This is a genomic window from Burkholderia sp. BCC0405, from assembly GCF_902833075.1.
Lineage (GTDB): Bacteria > Pseudomonadota > Gammaproteobacteria > Burkholderiales > Burkholderiaceae > Burkholderia.
In genome coordinates, this window is sequence record NZ_CADFEO010000021.1 from 134,846 (window position 1) to 156,121 (window position 21,276).

23 protein-coding genes are annotated in these 21,276 nt (G+C 66.1%); 13 read left to right on the plus strand and 10 right to left on the minus strand.

The window, feature by feature from the left end; translation table 11 throughout:
• Nucleotides 1-232: 232 nt before the first annotated feature.
• From HWX36_RS28995 to HWX36_RS29005, 3 genes are all read left to right on the plus strand, one after another.
• Nucleotides 233-1,018 (plus strand): WYL domain-containing protein, encoded by a 786-nt coding sequence (locus tag HWX36_RS28995; protein ID WP_174391251.1) that lies wholly within the window; start codon nt 233-235, stop codon nt 1,016-1,018.
• 454 nt (nt 1,019-1,472) lie between these two features.
• On the plus strand, nt 1,473-2,087 hold the full coding sequence (locus HWX36_RS29000) for a LysE family translocator (protein ID WP_175956966.1): 615 nt from the start codon (nt 1,473-1,475) through the stop codon (nt 2,085-2,087).
• Nucleotides 2,088-2,197: 110 nt separating this feature from the next.
• Complete coding sequence (locus HWX36_RS29005) at nt 2,198-2,446, plus strand: hypothetical protein (protein WP_085038229.1); 249 nt, start codon at nt 2,198-2,200, stop codon at nt 2,444-2,446.
• 60 nt (nt 2,447-2,506) lie between these two features.
• On the opposite strand, the gene HWX36_RS29010 is transcribed toward HWX36_RS29005, so the two are convergent.
• The 7 genes from HWX36_RS29010 to pobA all read right to left on the minus strand — a co-directional run bounded on the left by HWX36_RS29010 (nt 2,507) and on the right by pobA (nt 9,456).
• Nucleotides 2,507-3,865, minus strand: coding sequence for an MFS transporter (locus tag HWX36_RS29010; protein WP_175956967.1), 1,359 nt, complete (start codon nt 3,863-3,865; stop codon nt 2,507-2,509).
• Nucleotides 3,866-4,056: 191 nt separating this feature from the next.
• Nucleotides 4,057-4,443 carry a 4-carboxymuconolactone decarboxylase gene (pcaC, locus tag HWX36_RS29015; RefSeq protein WP_175956969.1) on the minus strand — a complete coding sequence of 129 codons (387 nt, stop codon included), beginning with the start codon at nt 4,441-4,443 and terminating at the stop codon, nt 4,057-4,059.
• Nucleotides 4,444-4,453: 10 nt separating this feature from the next.
• Nucleotides 4,454-5,239 (minus strand): 3-oxoadipate enol-lactonase, encoded by a 786-nt coding sequence (gene pcaD, locus HWX36_RS29020; RefSeq protein WP_175956972.1) that lies wholly within the window; start codon nt 5,237-5,239, stop codon nt 4,454-4,456.
• The gene (locus HWX36_RS29025; RefSeq protein WP_175956973.1) at nt 5,239-6,612 is read right to left on the minus strand and encodes a 3-carboxy-cis,cis-muconate cycloisomerase; all 1,374 of its coding nucleotides are present in this window, start codon (nt 6,610-6,612) and stop codon (nt 5,239-5,241) included. Before HWX36_RS29025 ends, pcaD begins: the two co-directional genes overlap by 1 nt.
• Nucleotides 6,613-6,700: 88 nt before the next feature.
• Nucleotides 6,701-7,357, minus strand: coding sequence for a CoA transferase subunit B (locus HWX36_RS29030; protein ID WP_175956976.1), 657 nt, complete (start codon nt 7,355-7,357; stop codon nt 6,701-6,703).
• 11 nt (nt 7,358-7,368) lie between these two features.
• Nucleotides 7,369-8,082, minus strand: coding sequence for a 3-oxoacid CoA-transferase subunit A (locus tag HWX36_RS29035; protein ID WP_085038225.1), 714 nt, complete (start codon nt 8,080-8,082; stop codon nt 7,369-7,371).
• Nucleotides 8,083-8,223: 141 nt separating this feature from the next.
• Nucleotides 8,224-9,456: a 4-hydroxybenzoate 3-monooxygenase gene (pobA, locus tag HWX36_RS29040; RefSeq protein ID WP_175956978.1), complete on the minus strand. Its 1,233-nt coding sequence runs from the start codon at nt 9,454-9,456 to the stop codon at nt 8,224-8,226.
• Between the two features lie 116 nt (nt 9,457-9,572).
• Here pobA and HWX36_RS29045 point away from each other — a divergent pair, with 116 nt between their 5' ends.
• From HWX36_RS29045 to HWX36_RS29055, 3 genes are all read left to right on the plus strand, one after another.
• Nucleotides 9,573-10,499 carry a LysR family transcriptional regulator gene (locus HWX36_RS29045; protein WP_175956980.1) on the plus strand — a complete coding sequence of 309 codons (927 nt, stop codon included), beginning with the start codon at nt 9,573-9,575 and terminating at the stop codon, nt 10,497-10,499.
• 89 nt (nt 10,500-10,588) lie between these two features.
• Nucleotides 10,589-11,221 carry a GTP cyclohydrolase I FolE gene (gene folE / locus HWX36_RS29050; RefSeq protein WP_175956982.1) on the plus strand — a complete coding sequence of 211 codons (633 nt, stop codon included), beginning with the start codon at nt 10,589-10,591 and terminating at the stop codon, nt 11,219-11,221.
• A complete protein-coding gene (locus tag HWX36_RS29055; RefSeq protein ID WP_175956984.1) occupies nt 11,222-12,025 on the plus strand; it encodes an SDR family oxidoreductase in 804 nt (267 codons plus the stop codon).
• Between the two features lie 35 nt (nt 12,026-12,060).
• On the opposite strand, the gene epsC is transcribed toward HWX36_RS29055, so the two are convergent.
• Both epsC and HWX36_RS29065 read right to left on the minus strand, forming a co-directional pair.
• On the minus strand, nt 12,061-12,981 hold the full coding sequence (gene epsC, locus HWX36_RS29060; RefSeq protein ID WP_175956985.1) for a serine O-acetyltransferase EpsC: 921 nt from the start codon (nt 12,979-12,981) through the stop codon (nt 12,061-12,063).
• A 137-nt stretch (nt 12,982-13,118) separates the two neighbouring features.
• Complete coding sequence (locus HWX36_RS29065) at nt 13,119-13,352, minus strand: hypothetical protein (protein ID WP_175956987.1); 234 nt, start codon at nt 13,350-13,352, stop codon at nt 13,119-13,121.
• Between the two features lie 277 nt (nt 13,353-13,629).
• On the opposite strand from HWX36_RS29065, the gene HWX36_RS29070 reads away from it, so the two are divergent.
• The 3 genes from HWX36_RS29070 (at nt 13,630) to fnr (ending at nt 15,976) form a co-directional block, all read left to right on the plus strand.
• The gene (locus HWX36_RS29070) at nt 13,630-14,040 is read left to right on the plus strand and encodes a DUF3005 domain-containing protein (RefSeq protein ID WP_175956989.1); all 411 of its coding nucleotides are present in this window, start codon (nt 13,630-13,632) and stop codon (nt 14,038-14,040) included.
• 618 nt (nt 14,041-14,658) lie between these two features.
• Nucleotides 14,659-15,126, plus strand: a complete 468-nt coding sequence (locus HWX36_RS29075; protein ID WP_175956991.1) for a universal stress protein — start codon at nt 14,659-14,661, stop codon at nt 15,124-15,126.
• 103 nt (nt 15,127-15,229) lie between these two features.
• Nucleotides 15,230-15,976 carry a fumarate/nitrate reduction transcriptional regulator Fnr gene (gene fnr / locus HWX36_RS29080; RefSeq protein WP_175956992.1) on the plus strand — a complete coding sequence of 249 codons (747 nt, stop codon included), beginning with the start codon at nt 15,230-15,232 and terminating at the stop codon, nt 15,974-15,976.
• Between the two features lie 53 nt (nt 15,977-16,029).
• Here the strand turns inward: fnr and HWX36_RS29085 are convergent, their stop codons facing one another.
• Nucleotides 16,030-16,923 (minus strand): LysR family transcriptional regulator ArgP, encoded by an 894-nt coding sequence (locus tag HWX36_RS29085; RefSeq protein WP_175956994.1) that lies wholly within the window; start codon nt 16,921-16,923, stop codon nt 16,030-16,032.
• Between the two features lie 110 nt (nt 16,924-17,033).
• Here HWX36_RS29085 and HWX36_RS29090 point away from each other — a divergent pair, with 110 nt between their 5' ends.
• From HWX36_RS29090 to HWX36_RS29105, 4 genes are all read left to right on the plus strand, one after another.
• Nucleotides 17,034-17,654, plus strand: a complete 621-nt coding sequence (locus HWX36_RS29090) for a LysE/ArgO family amino acid transporter (RefSeq protein WP_175956997.1) — start codon at nt 17,034-17,036, stop codon at nt 17,652-17,654.
• Nucleotides 17,655-18,031: 377 nt separating this feature from the next.
• On the plus strand, nt 18,032-18,979 hold the full coding sequence (locus HWX36_RS29095; RefSeq protein WP_175956998.1) for an aldo/keto reductase: 948 nt from the start codon (nt 18,032-18,034) through the stop codon (nt 18,977-18,979).
• A gap of 221 nt (nt 18,980-19,200) precedes the next feature.
• A complete protein-coding gene (locus HWX36_RS29100; protein WP_175957000.1) occupies nt 19,201-19,989 on the plus strand; it encodes a hypothetical protein in 789 nt (262 codons plus the stop codon).
• A gap of 203 nt (nt 19,990-20,192) precedes the next feature.
• The gene (locus HWX36_RS29105) at nt 20,193-21,167 is read left to right on the plus strand and encodes a helix-turn-helix domain-containing protein (protein WP_175957002.1); all 975 of its coding nucleotides are present in this window, start codon (nt 20,193-20,195) and stop codon (nt 21,165-21,167) included.
• The last annotated feature ends 109 nt before the right edge of the window (nt 21,168-21,276 follow it).

Consider the following 21,276-nt stretch of genomic DNA (forward strand, 5'->3'; position numbering starts at 1 on the left):
CACAGGCCGAGAAAGACACGATTATGACAGCAGCCCATCCGCCGTGGGTGCCTCAACGCTACTATAATACAATACTTGTTAGATGTAGACTGAGCAATAAGAGTGCTCCACACTTTTTGATTAGATCGTGCCACCAACTTCCATCAGGTTCGTGCCCTCCCACTCACAGCGTGAACGCTTGCGCTTTGTCGAGTCGACTCTCCTTTGGGAGGGTGAGATCCAACGTTCTCGCGTGAGCACTGTCTTCGGTGTCGTGCTTAACCATGTCACCAAGGACTTCCGGGAGTACGAAGCTGCGTTTCCACAGAGCCTGATCTTCGAACCTCGGCGACGCTTCTACGTCCCCGGGCCGGCCTTCAAGCCGCGCTTCGCCTCTGGCGACCCTCACGAGTACCTAGCTCTGCAACTGGCCTCATCGCAAATCAAGTCCAGCGCCCTAGTCTCGCTTGTGGGCAATCAGCTTCCGATTCAGGGGCTGCCGATACCTACGCATGGCGTGAAACGACAGACCTTATCCTTGGCCGTACAGGCGATCAGATCAGGGACCGCTTTGGAGGTGGTCTACCATTCGATGACGACCATCGGGCCCGTGAAGAGGCGGATCTGGCCGCATGCGTTGATTCACACCGGGTCGTGGTGGCATTTACGGGCGTTCGACAGCCGCAGTGAGGAGTTCAGGAACTTCGCCCTTCAACGCATCGAGCAGCCCAAAGCACTAACGGATCCGTCGCCTCAACCCAGCGACCATGATCTGCAGTGGCACAAGGAGTCGGTGCTTGAGGTGATCCCCCATGCTGCGCTGAACGACCACCAGACAAAAGTTGTTGCCCGAGATTTCGGCATGACGTCGGACGGAGGTCAGCCCCTGTGGCGAGTCAAGATCAGGAACTGTCTGGTCGGCTATTTCGCGACTTACTATGGGTTGGATCTCCCGAATGCGCGTCCGCCTCGGCACATCCTGGCCCTGCGCAACCGGGACGAGGTGAAGGCGTTGTTCCTGCCATCAAATCACGAGTAGCAGTTTGACTTGCTTGGCACGAAACAGTGGCTGCATTGACTGGAAATCATCGAAATGCGCACCCAATGCAGTGACTCTACTTACCGAGTTAGATAAGACCCAACGCATACCGCATCTGATTCAACGGGACTGCCCGTCGGTCGACGGTGCCGCTCCCATTCTTGGCTCCTGAGGCACGCCGACAGTCGATTAGCTTCTCTACCGCAGCCAACCCTTCCGAAAGTCCGGATCCCGTAGTCTCCGGCGAACACCAGCACTGGTAGCCAATTATTCAAAGACAACATATCGAGACTGCGGACATCTTTTCTGAGAGACAACAACAAGAACACTCGCAACACAACACCACCCACCTCCCCCGTACCGGCAATCGTCAATCCAACTGTACCGGTACTGTACAGAAAACCGTCGCTAAACTGACCTCCATCCCAGTCCAGAACCGAACGGAGAATCCGCGATGGAATTCCTCACCCTGAGCGCGTTGCCCGCCGGCATGCTGTTCGCGCTCGTCACGTCGATCACGCCCGGCCCGAACAACACGATGCTGCTCGCATCCGGCGTCAACTTCGGTTTCCGCCGCACCATGCCGCACCTGTTCGGCATCAGCATCGGCGTCGCGATCCTGATGCTCTGCGTCGGCTTCGGCCTCGGCGAAGCGTTCAAGCGCATGCCGCTTCTGTACACGATCCTCGAAGCCGCGAGCGTCGCGTACCTGCTGTACCTCGCGTGGCGCATCGGCACGTCGGGCGAAGTAAAGGCGCACGGCGGCAAGCCGCGTCCGATGACGTTCATCGAAGCCGCCGCGTTCCAGTGGATCAATCCGAAGGCATGGATGATGGTGCTGACCGCCGCGACGACGATCCGCCTGTCCGCCGACTACGGAATGAACGCCGCGTGGATGGCCGTCGTGTTCATCCTGATCGGCTTCCCGTGCATCAGCCTGTGGGCCGCTTTCGGGCTCGGCCTGCGCCGCTTCCTGTCGAACCCCCGCGCGCTGCGCATCTTCAACGTGACGATGGCCGTGCTGCTGATCCTGTCGCTGTATCCGCTGGTCGCGCACCTGCTGGCGTAGTGAGCGCTCGCCGTGCGCCCGTTGAGATTCGCCCGATGCAGGCGTACCCTTTTGCTACGGGCGCGCGCAACCGTTTCGCTGGTTGCGCCGCCGCTGCCGGGAGAGTGCCGATGAAGCCACTGCTGAGGGCGGGCGAACACATCGAGGGGATGCACTGGATCGCCGAATATCATCCGCTCACGCACGAGATTCGCGTGCTGCGCGAAGACATCGAGATCGGGATCTACTGCGCACCGCCGACGATGTTCGGCGAAGAGGAAGACATGGGCGCCGCGAACCTCGCCGATCATCGCAGCCGGGAGGCCGCGCTGCGCGCGTATCTGCGCAACTTCGTGAAGGAACACGACGCGGAAGAATAGCCGGCGGCCCGATGGCCGCCGCATCCGCGGGCCGGCGCATCGCACCGGCCCGCGCTTCGCTCAATGCCCGAGCGATTCGATCTTGCCTGCCGGCTGCGCCACGCCATGCGGCCGCGCCATCTGCTTGATCAGCAGCGCGACACACGCGAGCAAGCCCGCGACGGCGATCGTCGCGAACACGCCCGCGAACGAGACATGCCGGCGCGTCAGTTCGGCGACGAGGAACGATCCTGCAATCCCGCCAAAGCGGCCGACGCCGAGCATCCACGCGACACCCGTGCCGCGCCCTTCGGTCGGATAGAACGCGGCGGCGAGCGCCGGCATCGACGATTGCGCGGTATTCATCAGCACGCCGGCCACGAAGACGACCAGCACGAGCAGCCCGACGTTGCCGGCCGCCTGCCCGATCGCATAGACGCTCACCGCTGTCAGCGCGTAGCACACGGCGATCACGCGGTTCGCGTTGAAGCGGTCCATCAGCACGCCGCACAGCACCGCACCCACGCCGCCAAGCGGGAACAGCGCGGAGATCAGCGTCGCGCTCTTCGGCGCCAGGCCGGCATCTTTCAGCAGGATCGGCATCCAGTTGATCGATGCGTAGAAGATCACGAGCCCCATGAAGTATGCGATCCACAGCATCACCGAGCCGACGATGTACGGGCGCGACAGCACGACGCCGAGGCCCTTGCTGCCCGTCTGAGGCGCGGCTTCGGTCATCGCGAACGAGCCGGCGTTCAGCGCATCGCGCGAAATGCGCGCGAGCGTCGCGCGGATCTTGTCGACAGCGTGATTGTTGGCGACCATGAAGCGCACCGATTCCGGCATCTTCAGCAGCAACAGCACACCGAGCAGCAACGGCGTCACGCCGCCGAGGATCAGCACGCTGCGCCAGCCGAAATGCGGAATCATCCAGGCAGCCAGGAAACCGCCGAACGCGGCGCCGAGCGGGAAGCCGCAGAACATCAGGTTGATCACGGTTGCGCGGCGCTTGTCCGGGCAGAACTCGCCCATCATCGTGACCGCGTTCGGCATCGCCGCGCCCAGCCCGACGCCGGTGATGAAACGAAGGATCGTCAGGTGCCCGATCGTCGTCGAGAATGCGGACATCAGGCATGCGACGCCGAACAGGAATACCGAACCGAGCAGCAGCGAGCGGCGGCCGAGTTTGTCGGACAGCGGGCCCGACACGAGCGCGCCGCACGCGAGGCCGAACAGCGCGGCGCTCAGCACCGGTGCAAGATCCGGTTTCGTGAGGTTCCATTCACCGAGCAACGACGGCGCGATGAAGCCGATCGCAGCCGTATCGAAGCCGTCGAGCAGCACGATCACGAAACACATGAGGAATACGAGCCATTGAAAACCGCCGAACGGCTGCTCGTTGATGAAGGTCTGGACATCGACCACGGGTGTGCGATTCATCGCTAGTCTCCTTGTCGGCCGGCGTTGTTACGCCAGTCCCATGCAACACCGATATAGATGCAAGAAGCGCGGCCTCCCAGCCGCGCCATTCTTCTGTTCACGCGCCGATGCGTTGCCGGCGCAGTCATTCAATGTCGACGGCCCGCCAACCGTCAGCGGGCCTCGAATCAGGATCGGTCTAAGCCCGGCACTCAACCGGCCGCATCCTGTTCCTTGAAGATCTTGTCCGCGAGATGGAACGCGGAGTTCGCGGCCGGTACGCCGCAATAGATCGCGGTCTGCAGCAGCACTTCCTTGATCTCGTCGCGCGTCACGCCGTTGTTGCGCGCGGCGCGCAGGTGCAGCGCGAGTTCCTCGCCGCGGTTCAGCGCCACCATCATCGCGATGGTCAGCAGGCTGCGCGTATGGCGCGGCAGGCCGTCGCGCGTCCAGATCTCGCCCCATGCATAGCGCGTGATCAGGTTCTGGAACTCGTCGGTCACCTCGGTGCGGTTCTCGATCGAGCGGTCGACGTGCGCGTCGCCGAGCACCGCGCGACGCACCTTCATCCCTGCTTCGTAACGTTCGTGGTCGTCCATCGCCGGTGCCTCACGCGGTCAGGAAATCGAGCAGCGCGCGGTTGAAGCCGTCGGTGCACTCGATGTTCGAAATATGCGCGGCGTCGAATTCGACGTGCTGCGCACCCGGAATCGCGGCTGCAAGCGCGCGGCCCTGGTCGGGCGGCGTCGACATGTCCTTCGCGCCGGTCACGACGAGCACCGGCAATGCGATGCCTTTCACTTCCTCGCGCAGGTCGGCTGCGTTCAGCGCGTCGCAGTTCGCCGCATAGCCGTCCTTGTCGGTATGCACGAAGGTGTCGCGGATCGCATCGAACAAACGCGGCTCGCGTTCGACGAATGCGTCCGTGAACCAGCGCGGCAGCACGGCGTCGGCGAGCGCCGCCATTCCTTCGGCACGCGCCTTCTGCGCACGCGGCGCCCACACTTCCGGCGATCCGATCTTCGCGGCGGTATTCGACAGCACGGCGCGAACGATGCGCGACGGAAAACGCGCAGCCAGCGCAGCACCCGTCAGCCCGCCCATCGATATCCCGCAAAAATGCGCGCGGGCGATGCCGACGTGGTCGAGCAGGCCGATCACGTCGCCGGCGAGCTGGTCGACCGTGTACGAACCGGCCGGCGCATCGGAATGGCCGTGGCCGCGCGTGTCGTAGCGCAGGATGTTGAAGTGCTGCGTGAGCGGACGAATCTGCGGCGCCCACATCTGCAGGTCGGCGCCGAGCGAGTTCGAGAAGACGAGCCACGGCGCGTCGTCGCGCGCGGCACGGTCGATCCGGTAATGCAGTTTCACGCCGTTGACAGTGGCGAAGGGCATCAATGTTCTCCTGATGGTTGCGCGCCCGCGTGCAGCGCGAGCACGGCGTCGACGTAGGCCTGCGCCTCGCCGACGTAATGAGCGGGATCGAGCAGCCGCGCGAGCACGTCGCGCGACAGGTGGGCCGACACGGTCGCATCGGCGGCGAGCACGTCGAACAGCGTCGCGCCCGTGCGTACGGCTTCCTTCGACGCATGTTCGACGACGTGATGCGCGTCGAGCCGGCCGATCTTGTCGCCGAGCGCGAGCATCACCGCTTCGCCGAGAATCAGCCCGCGCGTCAGGTCGAGGTTCGCGGCCAGGCGTTCGGTGTTCACGTCGAGGCCCGCGACGATCTGTGCGATCTGCGCGAGCGCGCCGCCGGTCAGGCGTGCGAGATCGGGCAATGCATCCCATTCGGCCTGCCAGCCGCCCAGTGCGCGCTCGTGCTCCTGGACCATGCCCGCGAACACCGTCGCGACGAGGTTCGGTGCGCGCACGGCAGCCGTCAGCACGGCTGCGCAGCCAACCGGGTTGCGCTTGTGCGGCATCGTCGACGAGCCGCCCTTGCCGGCGGCGGCCGGCTCGCCAAGCTCGCCGACTTCAGTCTGCATCTGCAGCGACACGTCGCGCGCGATCTTGCCGAGCGTACCGGTCAGCATCCCGAAGCAGGATGCGGCTTCCGCGATGCGATCTCGCTGCGTATGCCACGGCACGGCCGGCACGGCGAGCTTCAGGTCCGCCGCGAGCGCAGCCGTGACGCCGCGCGCGTGCTCGCGCAGGCTCGCGAGCGTACCGGCCGCGCCGCCGAACTGCAGCACCAGCGCGCGCTCGCGCAATTCGGCAAAGCGCGCGCGATGGCGCAGCAGCGCATCGAGCCATTGGGCGAATTTCAGGCCGAGCGTGATCGGCAGCGCCTGCTGCAGCCAGGTGCGGCCGATCATCGGCGTCGCGCGATGCGTGCGCGCGAGCGCCGCAAGCGACGCGCATGCTTCGTCGAGCATCGGCTCGAGCACGTCGAGCGTGTCGCGCAACTGCAGCACGGTGGCGGTATCGATGATGTCCTGGCTCGTCGCGCCCCAGTGCACGAACTTCGCGGCCTCGGGGTCGTCGGCCTTCACCTGCGCGGTGAGCTGCTTGACGAGCGGAATCGCGAGATTGCCGCCGAGCGCCGCGCCGTGCGCGAGCGCGTCGGCGTCGAGCCGGCCGGCATCGCACGCGCGCTCGATCGGCGCGACCGCGGCGGCGGGAATCACCTGCTGCGCGGCGAGCGCACGCGCGAGCGCGGCCTCGACGTCGAGCATCCGCTGGATCGTCGCGCGGGGCGACCAGATCCGGTTGAGCGGCTCGGTGCCGCAGATGAGGGAGGTCAGGCTGGCGCTGTCTTCGAGCATGGCATCAGATTGGGGAAACGGCGTGCGCGTATTGTCTACCCAAGCGTGCCGGCATGCGCGCAGGCGCACGCGCCGGCACGCTTGCGATTCAGGCAGCGGCCTTTTGCGTCGCGTCGATCAGCGGCACGCCGGTCAGCTTCTGCAGTTCGTCGAACGACAGGTCGGTGAAGATCTCGCTCACCGCAAGACCGTCGGCCGTCACGTCGAGCACGGCGAGATCCGTATAAATGCGGCTTACGCACTGCACGCCGGTGACCGGATACGAGCACTGCGCGACGATCTTGCTCTCGCCCTGCTTCGTCAGGTGCTCCATCATCACGAACACCTGCTTCGCGCCGATCGCGAGATCCATTGCGCCGCCGACCGCCGGAATCGCATCGGGCGCACCCGTATGCCAGTTCGCGAGGTCGCCGGTCGCGGATACCTGGAACGCGCCGAGCACGCAGTAGTCGAGGTGACCGCCGCGCATCATCGCGAACGAATCCGCGTGGTGGAAATACGCGCCGCCGGTGAGCAGCGTCACGTGCTGCTTGCCGGCGTTGATCAGTTCGTCGTCCTCTTCGCCGGGCGCGGGCGCGGGGCCCATGCCGAGCAGGCCGTTCTCGCTGTGCAGGAAGATTTCCTTGGATCGATCGAGGTGGTTCGCCACCAGCGTCGGCACGCCGATGCCGAGGTTCACGTACGCGCCTTCGGGGATGTCCTGGGCGACGCGCTTGGCCATTTCATCGCGGGTCAGTCGTTTCATTTCGGGTCTCCTCAGGCGGCTTGCGATGCGTGTTCGGCGGCCAGCTCGGCCGCGTGCGCGGCCTGCGGCACCTCGACAACGCGCTGGACGAAAATGCCCGGCGTCACGATGTGTTCCGGGTTCAGCGCGCCGAGCGGCACGACTTCCGACACTTGCACGATCGCGACCTTCGCGGCGCTGGCCATGATCGGCCCGAAATTGCGCGCGGTCTTGCGATACACGAGATTGCCCCAGCGATCGCCCTTGTACGCCTTCACGAGCGCGAAATCGGCGTGGATCGGCGTCTCGAACACATACGGCTTGCCGTCGATCACGCGCGTTTCCTTGCCTTCCGCGAGCTTGGTGCCGTAGCCGGTCGGCGTGAAGAAGCCGCCGATGCCGGCGCCCGCCGCGCGGATGCGCTCCGCGAGGTTGCCCTGCGGCACGAGTTCCAGCTCGATCTCGCCGGCGCGGTACAGCCCGTCGAACACCTGCGAGTCGCTCTGGCGCGGGAACGAACAGATGATCTTGCGCACCTGCTTCGCCTTCAGCAGCGCCGCGAGGCCCGTCTCGCCGTTGCCCGCGTTGTTGTTGACGATCGTCAGGTCGCGCGCGCCCTGTTCGATCAGCGCGTCGATCAGCTCGGACGGCATGCCTGCCGTGCCGAAGCCGCCGATCATGATTGTCGCGCCGTCGTGGATGTCGGCCACCGCCGACTGAAGCGATTCGAAAATCTTGTTGACCATGTCTCTTCCTGATACGAACCCGCGGCTCGATGCGCGGCCTGTCGAGGGGACACGCGCGTGCCGCGTGCCGCGCCGGGGCCGATATCGACTCCGGTTTTGTTCGCTATTCGAACCTAGATTCGATTAGCGAACGATGGCCGATCATAGAGTCGCGCACAGCGCGTTGTCAAGGCGGGTTGCCTCGGGGGCCGACACGTCGTCGAACGGCAGCCCGACGTAGTTTTCGGCGAGCGACTGCGCGGCGGCCCGCGAGCGCGTCACGTATTTCAGCTCGGCAAGCTTCAGGCGATTGACGAACGGCGAATCCTCCGGCGACGAATGCAGCATGTTCGTCATGAAGTACGAGAAGTGCTCGGCGCGCCACACGCGTTCGAGGCAGGTCGCCGAATACGTGTCGAGCGGCGTCGCGTCGCCCGTCCGGTAGCGCGCACCGAGCGCGCGGGACAGCGCGCGGACGTCGGCCACCGCCAGGTTCATCCCCTTCGCTCCGGTCGGCGGCACGATGTGCGCGGCGTCGCCGGCGAGGAACAGACGTCCGTGCTGCATCGTCTCGGACACGAAGCTGCGCATCGGCGTCACGCTTTTCTGCGTGATCCGGCCCTCGGTCGGCGTCCAGCCCGTGTCGTTCGAGAAGCGCGTGTGCAATTCGTCCCAGATCCGCGCGTCGGACCATTCGGTGAGGTCTTCGTCAGGCTTGCACTGCAGGTACAGGCGCGTGACCGTCGGCGAGCGCATCGAGAACAGCGCGAAACCGTTGTCGTGATGCGCGTAGACGAGCTCGTCGAGCGACGGCGCCGCGTCGGCGAGGATGCCGAGCCACGCGAACGGATAGACGCGCTCGAACGTGTTCAGCCGCTCGGCCGGAATCGTCTGGCGCGCGATGCCGTGGAAGCCGTCGCAGCCGGCGATGTAGTCGCAGTCGATGCGGTCTTCGCAGCCGTCGGCGTGCTTGAACGTGACGAACGGGTGTTCGCCTTCGACGTCGTGCAACGCAACGTCGCTCACTTCGAAGTGCAGCGCGTGGCCATGCTCGACGCCGGCCGCGATCAGGTCGCGCACCACTTCGTGCTGGCTGTACACGGTGATCGCCCGCCCGCCGGTCAACGCGGACAGGTCGATGCGATGGCGCTGGCCCGAGAACAGCAACTCGATGCCGTGGTGTTCGAGCCCTTCGCGGCGCATCCGGTCGCCGAGGCCGGCTTCGTTCAACGTATCGACCGTGCCCTGCTCCAGCACGCCGGCGCGGATGCGGTTCTCGCAGTATTCGCGCGAACGTGCTTCGACGAGGATGGAATCGACGCCTTGCAGGCGCAGCAAATGGGAAAGCAGAAGGCCGGACGGACCGGCGCCGATGATCGCGACTTGGGTGCGCATTGTTCGTCTCCTGAACATTGGTTCGAGTAATGGAACACATTTGAGCGCTTTCCCGACTATGCGGCAACGCGATTCAGGAGATATGTTGTATACGTTTTGAAGATACTGGCCTCGCGATGGAAGCGCTCGATCTGAACCTCATTCCCTACCTCGTCGCGCTCGACGACACCCGCAACGTGAGCCGCGCGGGCGACCTGCTCGGCGTCAGCCAGCCGCGCGTGAGCACGGCGCTCGGCCGGCTGCGCGCGTACTTCGGCGATCCGCTGTTCGTGCGCACGTCGCGCGGGATGGAACCGACGCCGCGCGCGCTCGCGCTGCTGCCGGCCGCCCGCGACGCGCTCGCGCAGATCGAGCGCGGCCTCGTCGCGCCGCACGACTTCGACCCGGCCGCGAGCACGCATACGTTCTCGATCGCGCTGTCGGACGTCGGCGAGATCGTGTTCCTGCCGAAGCTGCTGCAGGCGTTCGCGACACGCGCGCCGCACGCGAACCTGCGTTCGGTCTCGCTCGCGCACGACGAGGTCGGGCGCGGCCTCGAAGCCGGGTCGATCGATCTCGCGGTGGGCTACTTCCCGGATCTCGACGGCAACAACTTTTTCCAGCAGCGCCTGTTCACGCACCGGTTCGTCTGCCTGATGCGGCGCGGCCATCCGTTCGAGCAGGCGCCGCCGTTTACGGTCGAGCAGTTCCTCGCATGCGGGCACGCGGTCGTGCGCGCCGAAGGGCGCAGTCAGGAAGTGCTCGAGAAGTACCTGGCGAAGCAGCGCATGCAGCGCCGCGCGGTGCTCGAGACGCCGCACTTCATGAGCCTGCCGTTCATCCTGAGCCGCACCGACCTGATCGCGACGGTCCCGCATGCGATCGGCTATGCGTATGCGGCCGAGCATGCGTTCATCGTGCCCGTCGAGCCGCCGCTCGCCCTGCCGCGCTTCGACCTGAAGCAGCACTGGCATCGCAAGTACCACAACGATCCGCGCACCGCGTGGCTGCGCGGCGTCGTCGCGTCGCTGTTCAACGACGAGCAGGACGAATGGCCGAAGTGAGCGCCAGGCCTCGCGCACGCCCCGCGAAAGCATGAAACAATGCCCGGATTCCGCGCCGCCCCGGCGGCGGCATTCGATGGAGCAGATAGATGGGTAAAAAGAAGTCCGCACCGGCCGAAACGACCGCATCCCGGCCGAGCCGTGAAGAAGCAGAAGACGCGGTTCGCGTGCTGCTGCGCTGGGCCGGCGACGATCCCGCACGCGAAGGCCTGGTCGACACGCCCGCGCGCGTCGTGCGCGCCTATGAGCAGTTCTTCGCCGGCTATGCGGTGGAGCCGCGCGACATCCTCGCGCGCACGTTCAGCGAAGTCGACGGCTACGACGAAATGATCGTGCTGAAGGACATCCGCTTCGAGAGCTACTGCGAGCACCACATGGTGCCGATCATCGGCCGCGCGCACGTCGCGTATCTGCCGAATCATCGCGTGGTCGGCATCTCGAAGCTCGCGCGCCTCGTCGACGCGTTCGCGAAGCGCCTGCAGATCCAGGAAAAGATGACCGTCCAGATCGCCGACACGCTGTTCGACGTGCTGCAGCCGAAGGGCGTCGGCGTGATCCTCGAAGCCGCGCACCAGTGCATTTCGACGCGCGGCGTGCACAAGCCGGGCGTCGAGATGGTCACGTCGCGCATGCTTGGCACGTTCCGCACCGATCCGTCGACGCGGCGCGAATTCCTGTCGATCGTCGCCAATCCTTCTTCCGTCAACCTGACGAATACATAAATGGAGCAGACGAAGCAAACGGTGCACGCGCCCGTCGTGCTCGTGACCGGCGCCGCGCGCCGGGCCGGGCGTGCGTTCGCCGAGTATTTCGCCGCGCACGGCTATCGCACCGCGGTGCATTACGACCGTTCGGCCGATGCCGCCCAGGCAGCGGCCCGTGCGATCGCCGAGGGCGGACACGATTCGGTAGCGCTGCAGGCCGACCTGTCGGATGCCGCCCGGATCACCGCGCTGATCGACCAGGTGTATGCGCGCTTCGGGCGCCTCGACGTGCTCGTCAACAATGCATCGGTGTTCTGGCAGGACCATTTCCCGAGCTTCGACCTCGCGGCGTTCGACCAGGCATGGGCGGTCAACTGCCGCGCGCCGATCCTGCTCACGCGCGCGTTCTACGAACGGGCCCGCGCGGCCGGCACGCAGGGTGTCGTCGTGAATGTGGTCGACCAGAAGATCAAGGAAAACTTTCACCGCGACCATTTCAGCTATACGGTCGCGAAGGCCGCGCTCGGCAACCTCACGCAGATGCTCGCGCTGTCGTCCGCGCCGGTGCTGCGCGTGAACGCGGTATTCCCCGGGCTGATGCTGCCGAGCGACGACCAGACGCAGGCCGACTTCGAACACGCGAGCCGCGCATCGACGCCGCTCGCACGCATCGCCGGCCCCGACGACGTCGCGAGCGCGATCCTGATGCTGACGGGCAACGCGTACAACGGGGTGGATTTCGTCGTCGATGCGGGGCAGAACCTGATCCGCGTCGACCAGGATGTGCTGTACAAGCACCGCGCGCCCGACGGCAAGCACTGACCGACGCGCGCGGCCGCCGACGGCCGCGCGCCGCGTTACGGCTTCTCGGCGCTCCCGCCTTCGCGAACCTTGCCCTGCGCGACACTCGTGCCGGGCGGCACGCTGTGCGTGAGCCACACGTTGCCGCCGATCACCGAGCCGCGCCCGATCGTCACGCGACCGAGAATCGTCGCGCCCGCGTAGATCACCACGTCGTCCTCGACGATCGGGTGCCGCGCATTGCCCTTGACCAGCGCACCATCGCCATCGGCCGGGAAGCTCTTCGCGCCCAGCGTGACGGCCTGGTACACGCGCACGCGCTCGCCGATGATCGCCGTCTCGCCGATCACGACGCCCGTGCCATGGTCGATGAAGAAGCTCGGGCCGATCTGCGCGCCCGGGTGGATGTCGATGCCGGTGGCCGAGTGGGCGATTTCATTGATGAACCGCGCCAGCAGCGGCACACCAAGCTGGTGCAGCGCGTGCGCGAGCCGGTGATGCATCATCGCCAGCACGCCGGGGTAGCACAGCAGGATCTCGGTGATGTGCTGCGCGGCCGGATCGCCTGCATACGCGGCCTGGATATCGCTGACGAGCAGCGCGCGGACCGCCGGCAATTGCCGGCCGAATTCGCGCGCGATCTCGAACGCGCGTTCGTCGAGTTCGGCGAACGGCGTATCGGCATGCTCGGGCAGGAACGGCAGCGCACGGCGGATCTGTTCGGACAGAATGCGCAGCGTGCTTTCGAGCGTGTGGCCGACGTAGAAGTCGACGCTTTCGTCGGTCAGATCCGGTGCGCCGTAGTGCGTTGGAAACATCGACGCGCGCAGGCCGGTCACAATCTTGCAGATCGCATCGCGCGACGGCAGTTCGCGAATACCGCGCGGATGGCGCGTGCGATGGAGTTCCTCGCGCGACTCGCGCAAGCCGGCAACGATTTCTTCAAGGCCCCACTGACGGGCGGGTGATGTCGACATATGCCAATGCAGGCGGCCGCGCTCGGTCGCACGGCCGCTAATAAAGTGACGGGTTCCGCAAGATTACCGCGTTTTTTGTCCGGGAGCGGCACGCCGGCAATCGGCCGGACGGCCGATTGCGCCAAATTGCGGCGGCATCAGATCGCGACGCTGCTCGCGTCGATCCAACGCACGGCCCAATCGCGCGCGTGCGCGATTGCGTCGCCTTCGTCGTTGAACTGGAGCTCGATCGGAAAAAAGCGGTTCGCAACGAGTTCCCCGTCGCTCGATCGGGAGATCACGACGTAGGGTTTGAACGAACCGTCGCTGGCGCGCGCGGGCGCGCAATTCAACAGATAACCGCGGTGCGTGAAGGCAGTAGTCGCTTGCATGAATCCGCCACCTCTAGTCCCTTGCCTTGTTGTTCACTACCCGTCTTAAGGGTGCTGCGGCGCCCCGGCGCGGGCAGAAGCGGCGCGGCCGAATCTCCTGTCGCCGCTTCGCAGGAAAAGAATCATACTCTGTAGAAAACGCGTCTTCTAGCTGAAATAAATCACGACAAATCAGTGCGCGTCGCGCGACCGCGGCGATCGCCCGCGCGCCTTTTCCCGTCACGCCCGGAACGGGATTTGCTTCGATCCGGAACGCTTCGCCGCGAGGAGAGCCGCGATGGAATCATCCGGTCAAACCGCACGTTCGCATCCCCGCAGCATCGAGCTCGACAACGACGACACGCACGACAGCACGGTCGACACCGACGGCAAGAACCGCGAGGCGGCGCGCCTCGCCGGCGGCGGGCCGATTTCGCCCGACCAGATCACGCGCAGCAACGCGTCGCTCGTCAACGCGATGCCGGAAGCTGGCGACGGCTTCGCCGGTTTCGACAGCCGCCCCGGCGGCAATCATCCGGCGTTCGCGCTGCGTGCCGGCTACAGGGTGATCGAGAAAGGCTTCGACGCGCCGCCGCCCATGAGCGACGCGCTGTTCGGCCCCGTCCACCGGATGTACGGCAGCGCGTACTGGCCCAGCCACCAGCGGCGGCCGGAGCGCGTTTTCGAGCTGACGGACGTGCCGAGATAGCCGGCGCGGCGTTTGAATCGATCGTTCGTTTGCGAACCGGTATCGGCCGACAGCCGATGGCTGGGGGCCGGCGTACGCCATTGATGCGCGTCGACCGTGGCCAGTCACTGCGCGATGCAAAAGCGAACGATTCCGCGCGGCGACAGTGGCGGTGTCATGCATGCCGTGAATCGCCGCGACACACTTGCATTGATCGAGGTCATGTCGAAACGGCGCGATTGCGATTGAATGGCGATGCGGGCGAGGCAACCGCGTGACCGTTGCGTCGTGTCGCGTCGCGTCGTGTCGATGCGATCGGCGCGCGCGGCGATGCGTATGCGCTTGCGCTTGCGTGTGCGTGTGCGTTTGCCACACGCGACATCGATGCGCGCGCATGCAATTCCGCCGACAATGCAGACAGCCCCCCACGCCCACGGCGCGCGACACGCGGCGCAGCCTGCGCCAAGTGCATGGCAGGGCAGTACGCCGCAGAAACGGAAGCGGCGCTGTCGCACGGCACGATCGGCGCCGCACTGCAAAGTCCCGGCCATTGGTTTACTCTGCCTCGCAGCATTGCGCATTGCCCAGCCCGATCGGCCATCCGGCCGACTACGTTTCAACCCGCCACTCGGAGACACTATGTACAAGCGTATTCTGGTTGCCGTCGACGGCAGCGACACGTCCCGCCACGCGTTCGATGCCGCGTTGGCGCTCGCGAAATCGCACGGCGCCGAGCTGCAACCGTTCTACGTCGTCGAGAACGCCGCGATCTACTACAACGTACCCGGCTACGATCCGTCCGTGCTGCGCGACCAGCTCGTCGAGCAGGGCAACGCACTCGCGAAGGATTTCACTGCGCTGATGCAGGCAGCGGGCGTGAAGGGCGAGACGAAGCTGAGCGAAGCGACGTCGCTCAACGACGTGTCGTCGCTGATCCTCGACGGCGCAAAAGCGTTCGATGCCGATCTGCTCGTGCTCGGCACGCACGGCCGCCGCGGGTTCCGCCGTCTCGTGCTCGGCAGCATCGCCGAGCAATGCGTGCGCCACGCGAGCCTGCCCGTGCTGCTGATTCCGGCGGCCGCCAACGTCGACACACCGGCCGCGTGAGCCGCATCCGGCATGCGCGGGCAGTCGCGACGTTTTGTCACCCGACAGCGGCAAGTTGCGGTGGGACAATGATTCAGTCGATTCAACGCCGGAGTAAACGATCATGCTGACGCCCGTCGCCACACGTCCCGCCGCCACGCCTCATGCCGGCAGCTGGGCTCCTCGCCAGGCCGCGCACTGCTCGTCATGCGCAATGCGGCACCTGTGCATGCCGCAGGGCCTGGCGCCCGAAGCGCTCAGTCGTCTCGAGTCGGTCATCTGCGCGGCGCGCCCCGTCAAGCGCGGGGAAGCGCTGTTCCGCGAAGGCGACGCATTCGACAACCTGTACGCGGTACGCTCCGGTTCGCTGAAAACCGTCGCGACGCGCCACGACGGCCGCGAGCAGGTCACCGGGCTGCATCTCGCCGGCGAAGCGCTCGGCCTCGACGGCATCTGCGACGACACGCATCCGCGCACGGCAGTCGCGCTGGAAGACAGCTCCGTCTGCGTGATTCCGTACAGCGCGCTCAAGGCGCTGTGCTCCGAAGCCGGTTCGATGCAGTTGCGCATGCACAAGCTGATGAGCGAACAGATCGTGCGCGAAACGTCGCAAACGATGCTGCTCGGTTCGCTGAATGCCGAAGAACGCGTCGCCGCGTTCCTGCTCGACGTATCGTCACGCTACCTGAAGCGCGGTTACTCGCCGTCGGAATTCAACCTGCGGATGACGCGCGAAGACATCGGCAGCTACCTCGGCATGACGCTCGAAACGGTCAGCCGCACGCTGTCGAAATTCCAGAAGCGCGGCCTGATCGAAATGCAGGGCCGCCACGTCCAAATCGTCGATTTCGACGGTTTGCATCACGTCTGATGTGATGCCGCACGGCGCGCGCCTCTCGCGCGCCGCCTGCGTCACGCGATCGATCAATCGAGAAACAGCGCGGCACGCGCCTTCAGCGCCGCGCTGAAATCGTCGAGCCAGCCGATCGACAAACGCCAGCTCTGCCAGTAAAGGTCGATGTCGATCGTTCGCCCGCGCGACATGTCGACCAGCTCACCCGCCGCCAGCTGGCGGTCGACCATCCGGTCCGGGCACATCCCCCATCCCAATCCCGTTTCGCATGCACGCAGGTAGCCTGCGACGTGCGGTATCCAGTGCTGCGGCGGATCGAGATCCGCGCGCGTCACGCGCCGGATGAAACGCGCCTGCAGCCCGTCCTTCGGATTGAACATCACGCACGGCGCACGGCGCAGCGCATCGCGCGTAATGCCCGCGCCGAAGTAGCGTTCGTAAAACGCCGGCGCGCACACCGCGCGATAGCGGATGCGCCCGAGCCGCTCCGACCGGCACCCCTGGATCGGCTCGGCCTGCGCGGTCACGGCGCCCTGCACGCTGCCGTCGCGAATGCGCGAGGCCGTGTAATCCTGGTCGTCGATCACGAGGTCGAGCAACGTCTCGCGCTCCGTGCAGAACGGCCCGACCGCGTCGATGAACCACGTCGCAACGCTGTCGTCGTTGACGGCCACGCGCAACGTCGGCCACGCGCTCGCGATCTGGCCCGGCAGCGCCGGCATCCTGCCACCCAGCTCGGCCTCGAGCAGCTGCACGCGTTCGGTATGCCGGCACAGCAATGCACCCGACGTCGTCGCGACGCACGGCTGACCGCGCTTGACGAGCACGCTGCCGACCCGCTCCTCCAGCAGTTTCACGCGCTGCGACACGGCCGACGGCGTGACGTTCAGCTCCTTGGCCGCCCGCTCGAACGAACCGTGCCGGATCACGGCCGCGAGGGCATCGAGCAACGCGTAGTCGAGCATTAGATTTCCTTAATCCGCATTAGGTGATTTAGCTTCTCTTATTTTCATGCTGACCGCAGACTAGCGCTACCCGATTCATCCGTCTACTGCTTCCACTGCTGTCACCCACCATGAACTGGCTCGCTTTTTCCCACGGCGCCGCACTCTGCGGATCGCTCATCGTCACCATCGGCGCGCAGAACGCCTTCGTGCTGCGGCAAGGCATCATGCGCTCGCACGTCGGCAAGATCGTGCTGCTGTGCGCGCTGTCCGACATGATCCTGATCGGCGCGGGCGTCGGCGGCGCATCCGCGCTCGTCGAACGCTATCCGACCTTCGTCCACGCGGTGCTGTACGTCGGCCTCGCGTATCTCGCGTGGTTCGGCATCAACGCGCTGCGCCGCGCGTTCAAGCCGGGCCACGAAACGCTCGACGTGCGCGGCGACGCAATCGCGCCGCCGCCGCAGAGCGGCCTCGCGATCGTGCTGATGACGCTCGCGTTCACGTGGCTCAACCCGCATGTGTATCTCGACACCTTCCTGCTGATCGGCACGGCCGGCGCACGCGAGCCGGAAGGCGCGCGGCTCGCGTTCGCGATCGGCGCGATGTCGGTCAGCGTCGTGTGGTTCCTCGGGCTCGGCTACGGGGCGCGACTGCTGGCGCCGTGGTTCCGCAAGGCGATGGCGTGGCGCGTGCTGGACGGCGCGATCGGCAGCATGGTGCTGTTTCTCGCCGCCGTGCAGTTGCGCTGACCGGCTCACCAATACACGGGCGGTTGCCTGCCGCCCGTCGTCCCGCCCGCTCCGGCGCAATGCCGGAGCATCCACCTTCCCGCCCACTTCCGCCCACACGCCGTTCCGTGCCCCGTCGCGCCAGCCGCAACAAAAATCGGTTCCCGATCGAACGCAGCCGCGCGAAGCGCTCACACAACGGACGAGGCGTCCGTCATCTGCGTCAAGCCGTCCGCCATCGCGGCCGCGCGCCGCCTGCATGAATCGGAGCGATCGGCGAGAATGTCCGGCGTCCCGCGACATCGGCGTGACCGCACCCCGTACCCGTCGTCTCGCCGCACTCGTCCCGGCCCATCCCGCAGTTCAATTCCGTCACCCAGCAGATATCGGAGCAGAACATGGCACTACGCACCCTCGGCACATCGAACACCCAGGTTTCGCCGCTCGCGTTCGGCGGCAACGTCTTCGGCTGGACCGTCGACGAGAACACGTCGTTTGCGCTGCTCGACGCGCTCGCCGACACCGGCATCAACTTCATCGACACGGCCGACGTCTATTCGGCCTGGGCCCCCGGCAACAGCGGCGGCGAATCGGAAACGATCATCGGCAAGTGGCTCAAGCGTTCCGGCAAGCGCGAGCAGGTCGTGATCTCGACTAAGGTCGGCCTGCTGGCCGCGCGCGCGGGGCTGACCCGGGACAACATCCTGAAAGCCGCCGACGATTCGCTGCGCCGTCTGCAGACCGATTACATCGACCTGTATTTCTCGCACAGCGATCTCGCCGATACGGCCCCGCTCGAAGAAACGCTCGGCGCCTATCAGACGCTGATCGACGCGGGCAAGGTGCGAATCATCGGTGCATCGAACTACAGCGGCGCACGCCTGCGCGAAGCGGCCGCCATCAGCAAGCGCGACGGCCTGCCCGCGTACCAGGTCATCCAGCCCGAATACAACCAGTTCGATCGCGCCGACTACGAACGCGATCTCGAACCGGTCGTGCGCGACCTGAAGCTCGGTGTCGTCAATTACTACGCGCTCGCAAGCGGCTTCCTGTCGGGCAAGTACCGCAGCGAGGCCGACCTGAAGAAGAGCGTGCGCGGCGATCGCGTCGCCGGGTATCTCAATGAACGCGGGCTGCGCATCCTCGCGGCGCTCGATGCGGTGGCGGCGAAGCACGGCACGCAGCCGGCCGCGATCGCGCTCGCATGGCAGATCGCGCGGCCGACGATCACCGCGCCGATCGCGAGCGCGACGTCGCTGGCGCAGCTGGCATCGCTCGGCGAGGCGATCCGCGTTCGGCTCGATCAGGATGACATTCGCCGGATCGACGAGGCCAGTGCGGTCTGAGGTCGTCGGTAGCGGGGCGGTCGACCGGATCGCGCAGCCTGCGCGGTTTCGCGACCGGCCCGTGTCACGAGCATTCCCGTGTCGCCGCATTCGCGGATGCAGGCGATCCGGGACTGGCGGATGAATACAATGGCGTGCATCCCGGCGGGCGGCCGCGCAACGCGACGCGGCCGGGCCGATATCCGTGATGCCCGAACCACCGCCACGCACAAAGACCGCCCATGCCCCGCAACACCTGCCGTGCCCGCTACGTCTCCCCGTTCGCCGCCATGCTCGCCGCGCTGTGCGCATGCGCGCCGGCCACGTCTTGCGCAGGCTGGTACGAAGTCGTCAACTACACCGGCACGATCGGCAATGCGCCCGTCCACGTATCGCTGCAGACCTACGACGCCATCGACCGCAGCGACGCGGGCCGCTGGCGCGTCGACGGCAGCTACTACTACGACGCGCATCGCAAGCCGATCCCGTTGCGGGGCCGCCGCGAGCCCGATGGCCGCATGACACTGTGCGAAGCATCGCCGCCCGCATCGAGTGCCGAATCGCCAGTCGTGCCGGCCGCATCGCCATCGCGGCCGAAGCCCTGCCCGATCGCGCTGAACGTCGCCGGTCAAACGGCAACCGGCACCTGGGACGACGGTCGCAAGGCATTCCCGATCACGCTGAACGAAGTCGGGAGACTGAACGACAACGATCAGGATCACCTCCAGCTCGACGGCACCGTCGATATTCCGATGTGGTATCGCACGAAGACGCACATGCTGGTCGGCGTCTATGCGCTGTCGGACAAGTGCGGCATCGCGATGCAGTCGCTGCGGGCCGTGAACATCGCGACGGGCCGCATCGACCGCACGATCCCGTTCGACTGCGACGCGGGCATGGTGATGACGTCGATCTATGCGAACGTCGCCGACGCGCGGCGGGCCGGCTACGTCAGCGTCGAATTCCGCGGCGGCAAGATGGGTTACGAGCAGGACGTGCCGCTCGGCCTGCAATCGACTGCATCGAAGTGAGCCGGCACGACCTAACCCGAAATCGCACACGTGTCTTGACTCGCACGGCCGCTTCCTTTGACTCGGCCGGACATCGATCGCGCCTGCCCCCGCAACGCCCCGCTGCAGGCGCGTCACAGGCCTGTCCCGGGTCTTTCACCGATTGACCGCGTCATTCGCCCTGCCCGAGACTGCGCCGCACGAGCGGTCATTGGGAGAACGTCATGCCGGACACCAGCACGGAGATCGCCACGATCTCGACGCGCGCCGTACGCGGCCACGAACGCGTCGACTTCTGGGTCGACCATGTCGCTCGCACGCTCGTGCGGATCGAATGCAGCGGCAAGTCGTCCGAAGGCATCGACGCGTCGCTGCGCAGGCGCGATCTCGGGCTGTTCGGCGCCTGCGACATCGTCGCGAACCGGCACGCGGTCGTGCGCACCCCGCACAACATCCATGCGGACCCGCGCGACGCCGTGTTCATCTGCCTGATGCACGCAGGGCAAGGCTATACGTTCCAGGACGTCGACTGCATGCAGCACGGGCCCGGCGACCTCGTCCTCTACGACACGTCGATGCCATACGGTCACGGCTTTCCCGCCGACATGGCGATGACCGTGCTCGACGTGCCGCGCGACTTGTTCGAGGCGCGCGTCGGCCCGTGGCGCTACCGCAGCCTCGTCAAGATCGACCGTGACGACGGCATCGCGTCGTGGGCCGTGCGGCAGGTCTATGCGCTGCTCGCCGCGCCGCAGGAAGCCACGCCCGACGCACGCGAACGGCGCGCCGCCGCGATCCTCGAGCTCGTGCAGTCGATGCTGCGGCTGCGCGACGGCGACGCGTCGCCGACCAAGTCGACCGTCCACACGCTGTCGCGCGCAAAGGCGTTCATCGACAGCCATCTCGCCGACGACGATCTCGACAGCCACTCGGTGAGCCGCGCGATCCACCTGTCGCCGCGCCAGCTCGCGCGCATCTTCGAAATCGAAGGGATGCCGCTCACGCGTTACATCCTGGCGCGGCGGCTCGAACGCTGTCGCGCCGACCTGCGCGACCGGTCGCTGAAGCACCTGACGGTCAGCGAGATCGCGTTTCGCTGGGGCTTCAACAACAGCGCGCACTTCAGCCGCAGCTATCGCGCGCGCTTCGGCGAGACGCCGAGCGATACCCGCGCGCCGGCGCCGGCCGACGCGCGCTAGTCCATTGAACCAATGAAATTGCACTGATCTAATGGTGCATGGGCAAAATGAATCTGAGCGAAGCCGAGCGGGAAGAACTGCTGTCGATGCAGCGCAGCCGAACGATGGC

What these genes read in the sequence shown, in the direction of transcription:
- HWX36_RS29000 (WP_175956966.1), top strand. Translation starts at nt 1,473, where the DNA reads ATGGAATTCCTCACCCTGAGCGCGTTGCCCGCCGGCATGCTGTTCGCG.
- HWX36_RS29005 (WP_085038229.1), top strand. Translation starts at nt 2,198, where the DNA reads ATGAAGCCACTGCTGAGGGCGGGCGAACACATCGAGGGGATGCACTGG.
- HWX36_RS29010 (WP_175956967.1), bottom strand. Translation starts at nt 3,865, where the DNA reads ATGAATCGCACACCCGTGGTCGATGTCCAGACCTTCATCAACGAGCAG.
- pcaC (WP_175956969.1), bottom strand. Translation starts at nt 4,443, where the DNA reads ATGGACGACCACGAACGTTACGAAGCAGGGATGAAGGTGCGTCGCGCG.
- pcaD (WP_175956972.1), bottom strand. Translation starts at nt 5,239, where the DNA reads ATGCCCTTCGCCACTGTCAACGGCGTGAAACTGCATTACCGGATCGAC.
- HWX36_RS29025 (WP_175956973.1), bottom strand. Translation starts at nt 6,612, where the DNA reads ATGCTCGAAGACAGCGCCAGCCTGACCTCCCTCATCTGCGGCACCGAG.
- HWX36_RS29030 (WP_175956976.1), bottom strand. Translation starts at nt 7,357, where the DNA reads ATGAAACGACTGACCCGCGATGAAATGGCCAAGCGCGTCGCCCAGGAC.
- HWX36_RS29035 (WP_085038225.1), bottom strand. Translation starts at nt 8,082, where the DNA reads ATGGTCAACAAGATTTTCGAATCGCTTCAGTCGGCGGTGGCCGACATC.
- pobA (WP_175956978.1), bottom strand. Translation starts at nt 9,456, where the DNA reads ATGCGCACCCAAGTCGCGATCATCGGCGCCGGTCCGTCCGGCCTTCTG.
- HWX36_RS29045 (WP_175956980.1), top strand. Translation starts at nt 9,573, where the DNA reads ATGGAAGCGCTCGATCTGAACCTCATTCCCTACCTCGTCGCGCTCGAC.
- folE (WP_175956982.1), top strand. Translation starts at nt 10,589, where the DNA reads ATGGGTAAAAAGAAGTCCGCACCGGCCGAAACGACCGCATCCCGGCCG.
- HWX36_RS29055 (WP_175956984.1), top strand. Translation starts at nt 11,222, where the DNA reads ATGGAGCAGACGAAGCAAACGGTGCACGCGCCCGTCGTGCTCGTGACC.
- epsC (WP_175956985.1), bottom strand. Translation starts at nt 12,981, where the DNA reads ATGTCGACATCACCCGCCCGTCAGTGGGGCCTTGAAGAAATCGTTGCC.
- HWX36_RS29065 (WP_175956987.1), bottom strand. Translation starts at nt 13,352, where the DNA reads ATGCAAGCGACTACTGCCTTCACGCACCGCGGTTATCTGTTGAATTGC.
- HWX36_RS29070 (WP_175956989.1), top strand. Translation starts at nt 13,630, where the DNA reads ATGGAATCATCCGGTCAAACCGCACGTTCGCATCCCCGCAGCATCGAG.
- HWX36_RS29075 (WP_175956991.1), top strand. Translation starts at nt 14,659, where the DNA reads ATGTACAAGCGTATTCTGGTTGCCGTCGACGGCAGCGACACGTCCCGC.
- fnr (WP_175956992.1), top strand. Translation starts at nt 15,230, where the DNA reads ATGCTGACGCCCGTCGCCACACGTCCCGCCGCCACGCCTCATGCCGGC.
- HWX36_RS29085 (WP_175956994.1), bottom strand. Translation starts at nt 16,923, where the DNA reads ATGCTCGACTACGCGTTGCTCGATGCCCTCGCGGCCGTGATCCGGCAC.
- HWX36_RS29090 (WP_175956997.1), top strand. Translation starts at nt 17,034, where the DNA reads ATGAACTGGCTCGCTTTTTCCCACGGCGCCGCACTCTGCGGATCGCTC.
- HWX36_RS29095 (WP_175956998.1), top strand. Translation starts at nt 18,032, where the DNA reads ATGGCACTACGCACCCTCGGCACATCGAACACCCAGGTTTCGCCGCTC.
- HWX36_RS29100 (WP_175957000.1), top strand. Translation starts at nt 19,201, where the DNA reads ATGCCCCGCAACACCTGCCGTGCCCGCTACGTCTCCCCGTTCGCCGCC.
- HWX36_RS29105 (WP_175957002.1), top strand. Translation starts at nt 20,193, where the DNA reads ATGCCGGACACCAGCACGGAGATCGCCACGATCTCGACGCGCGCCGTA.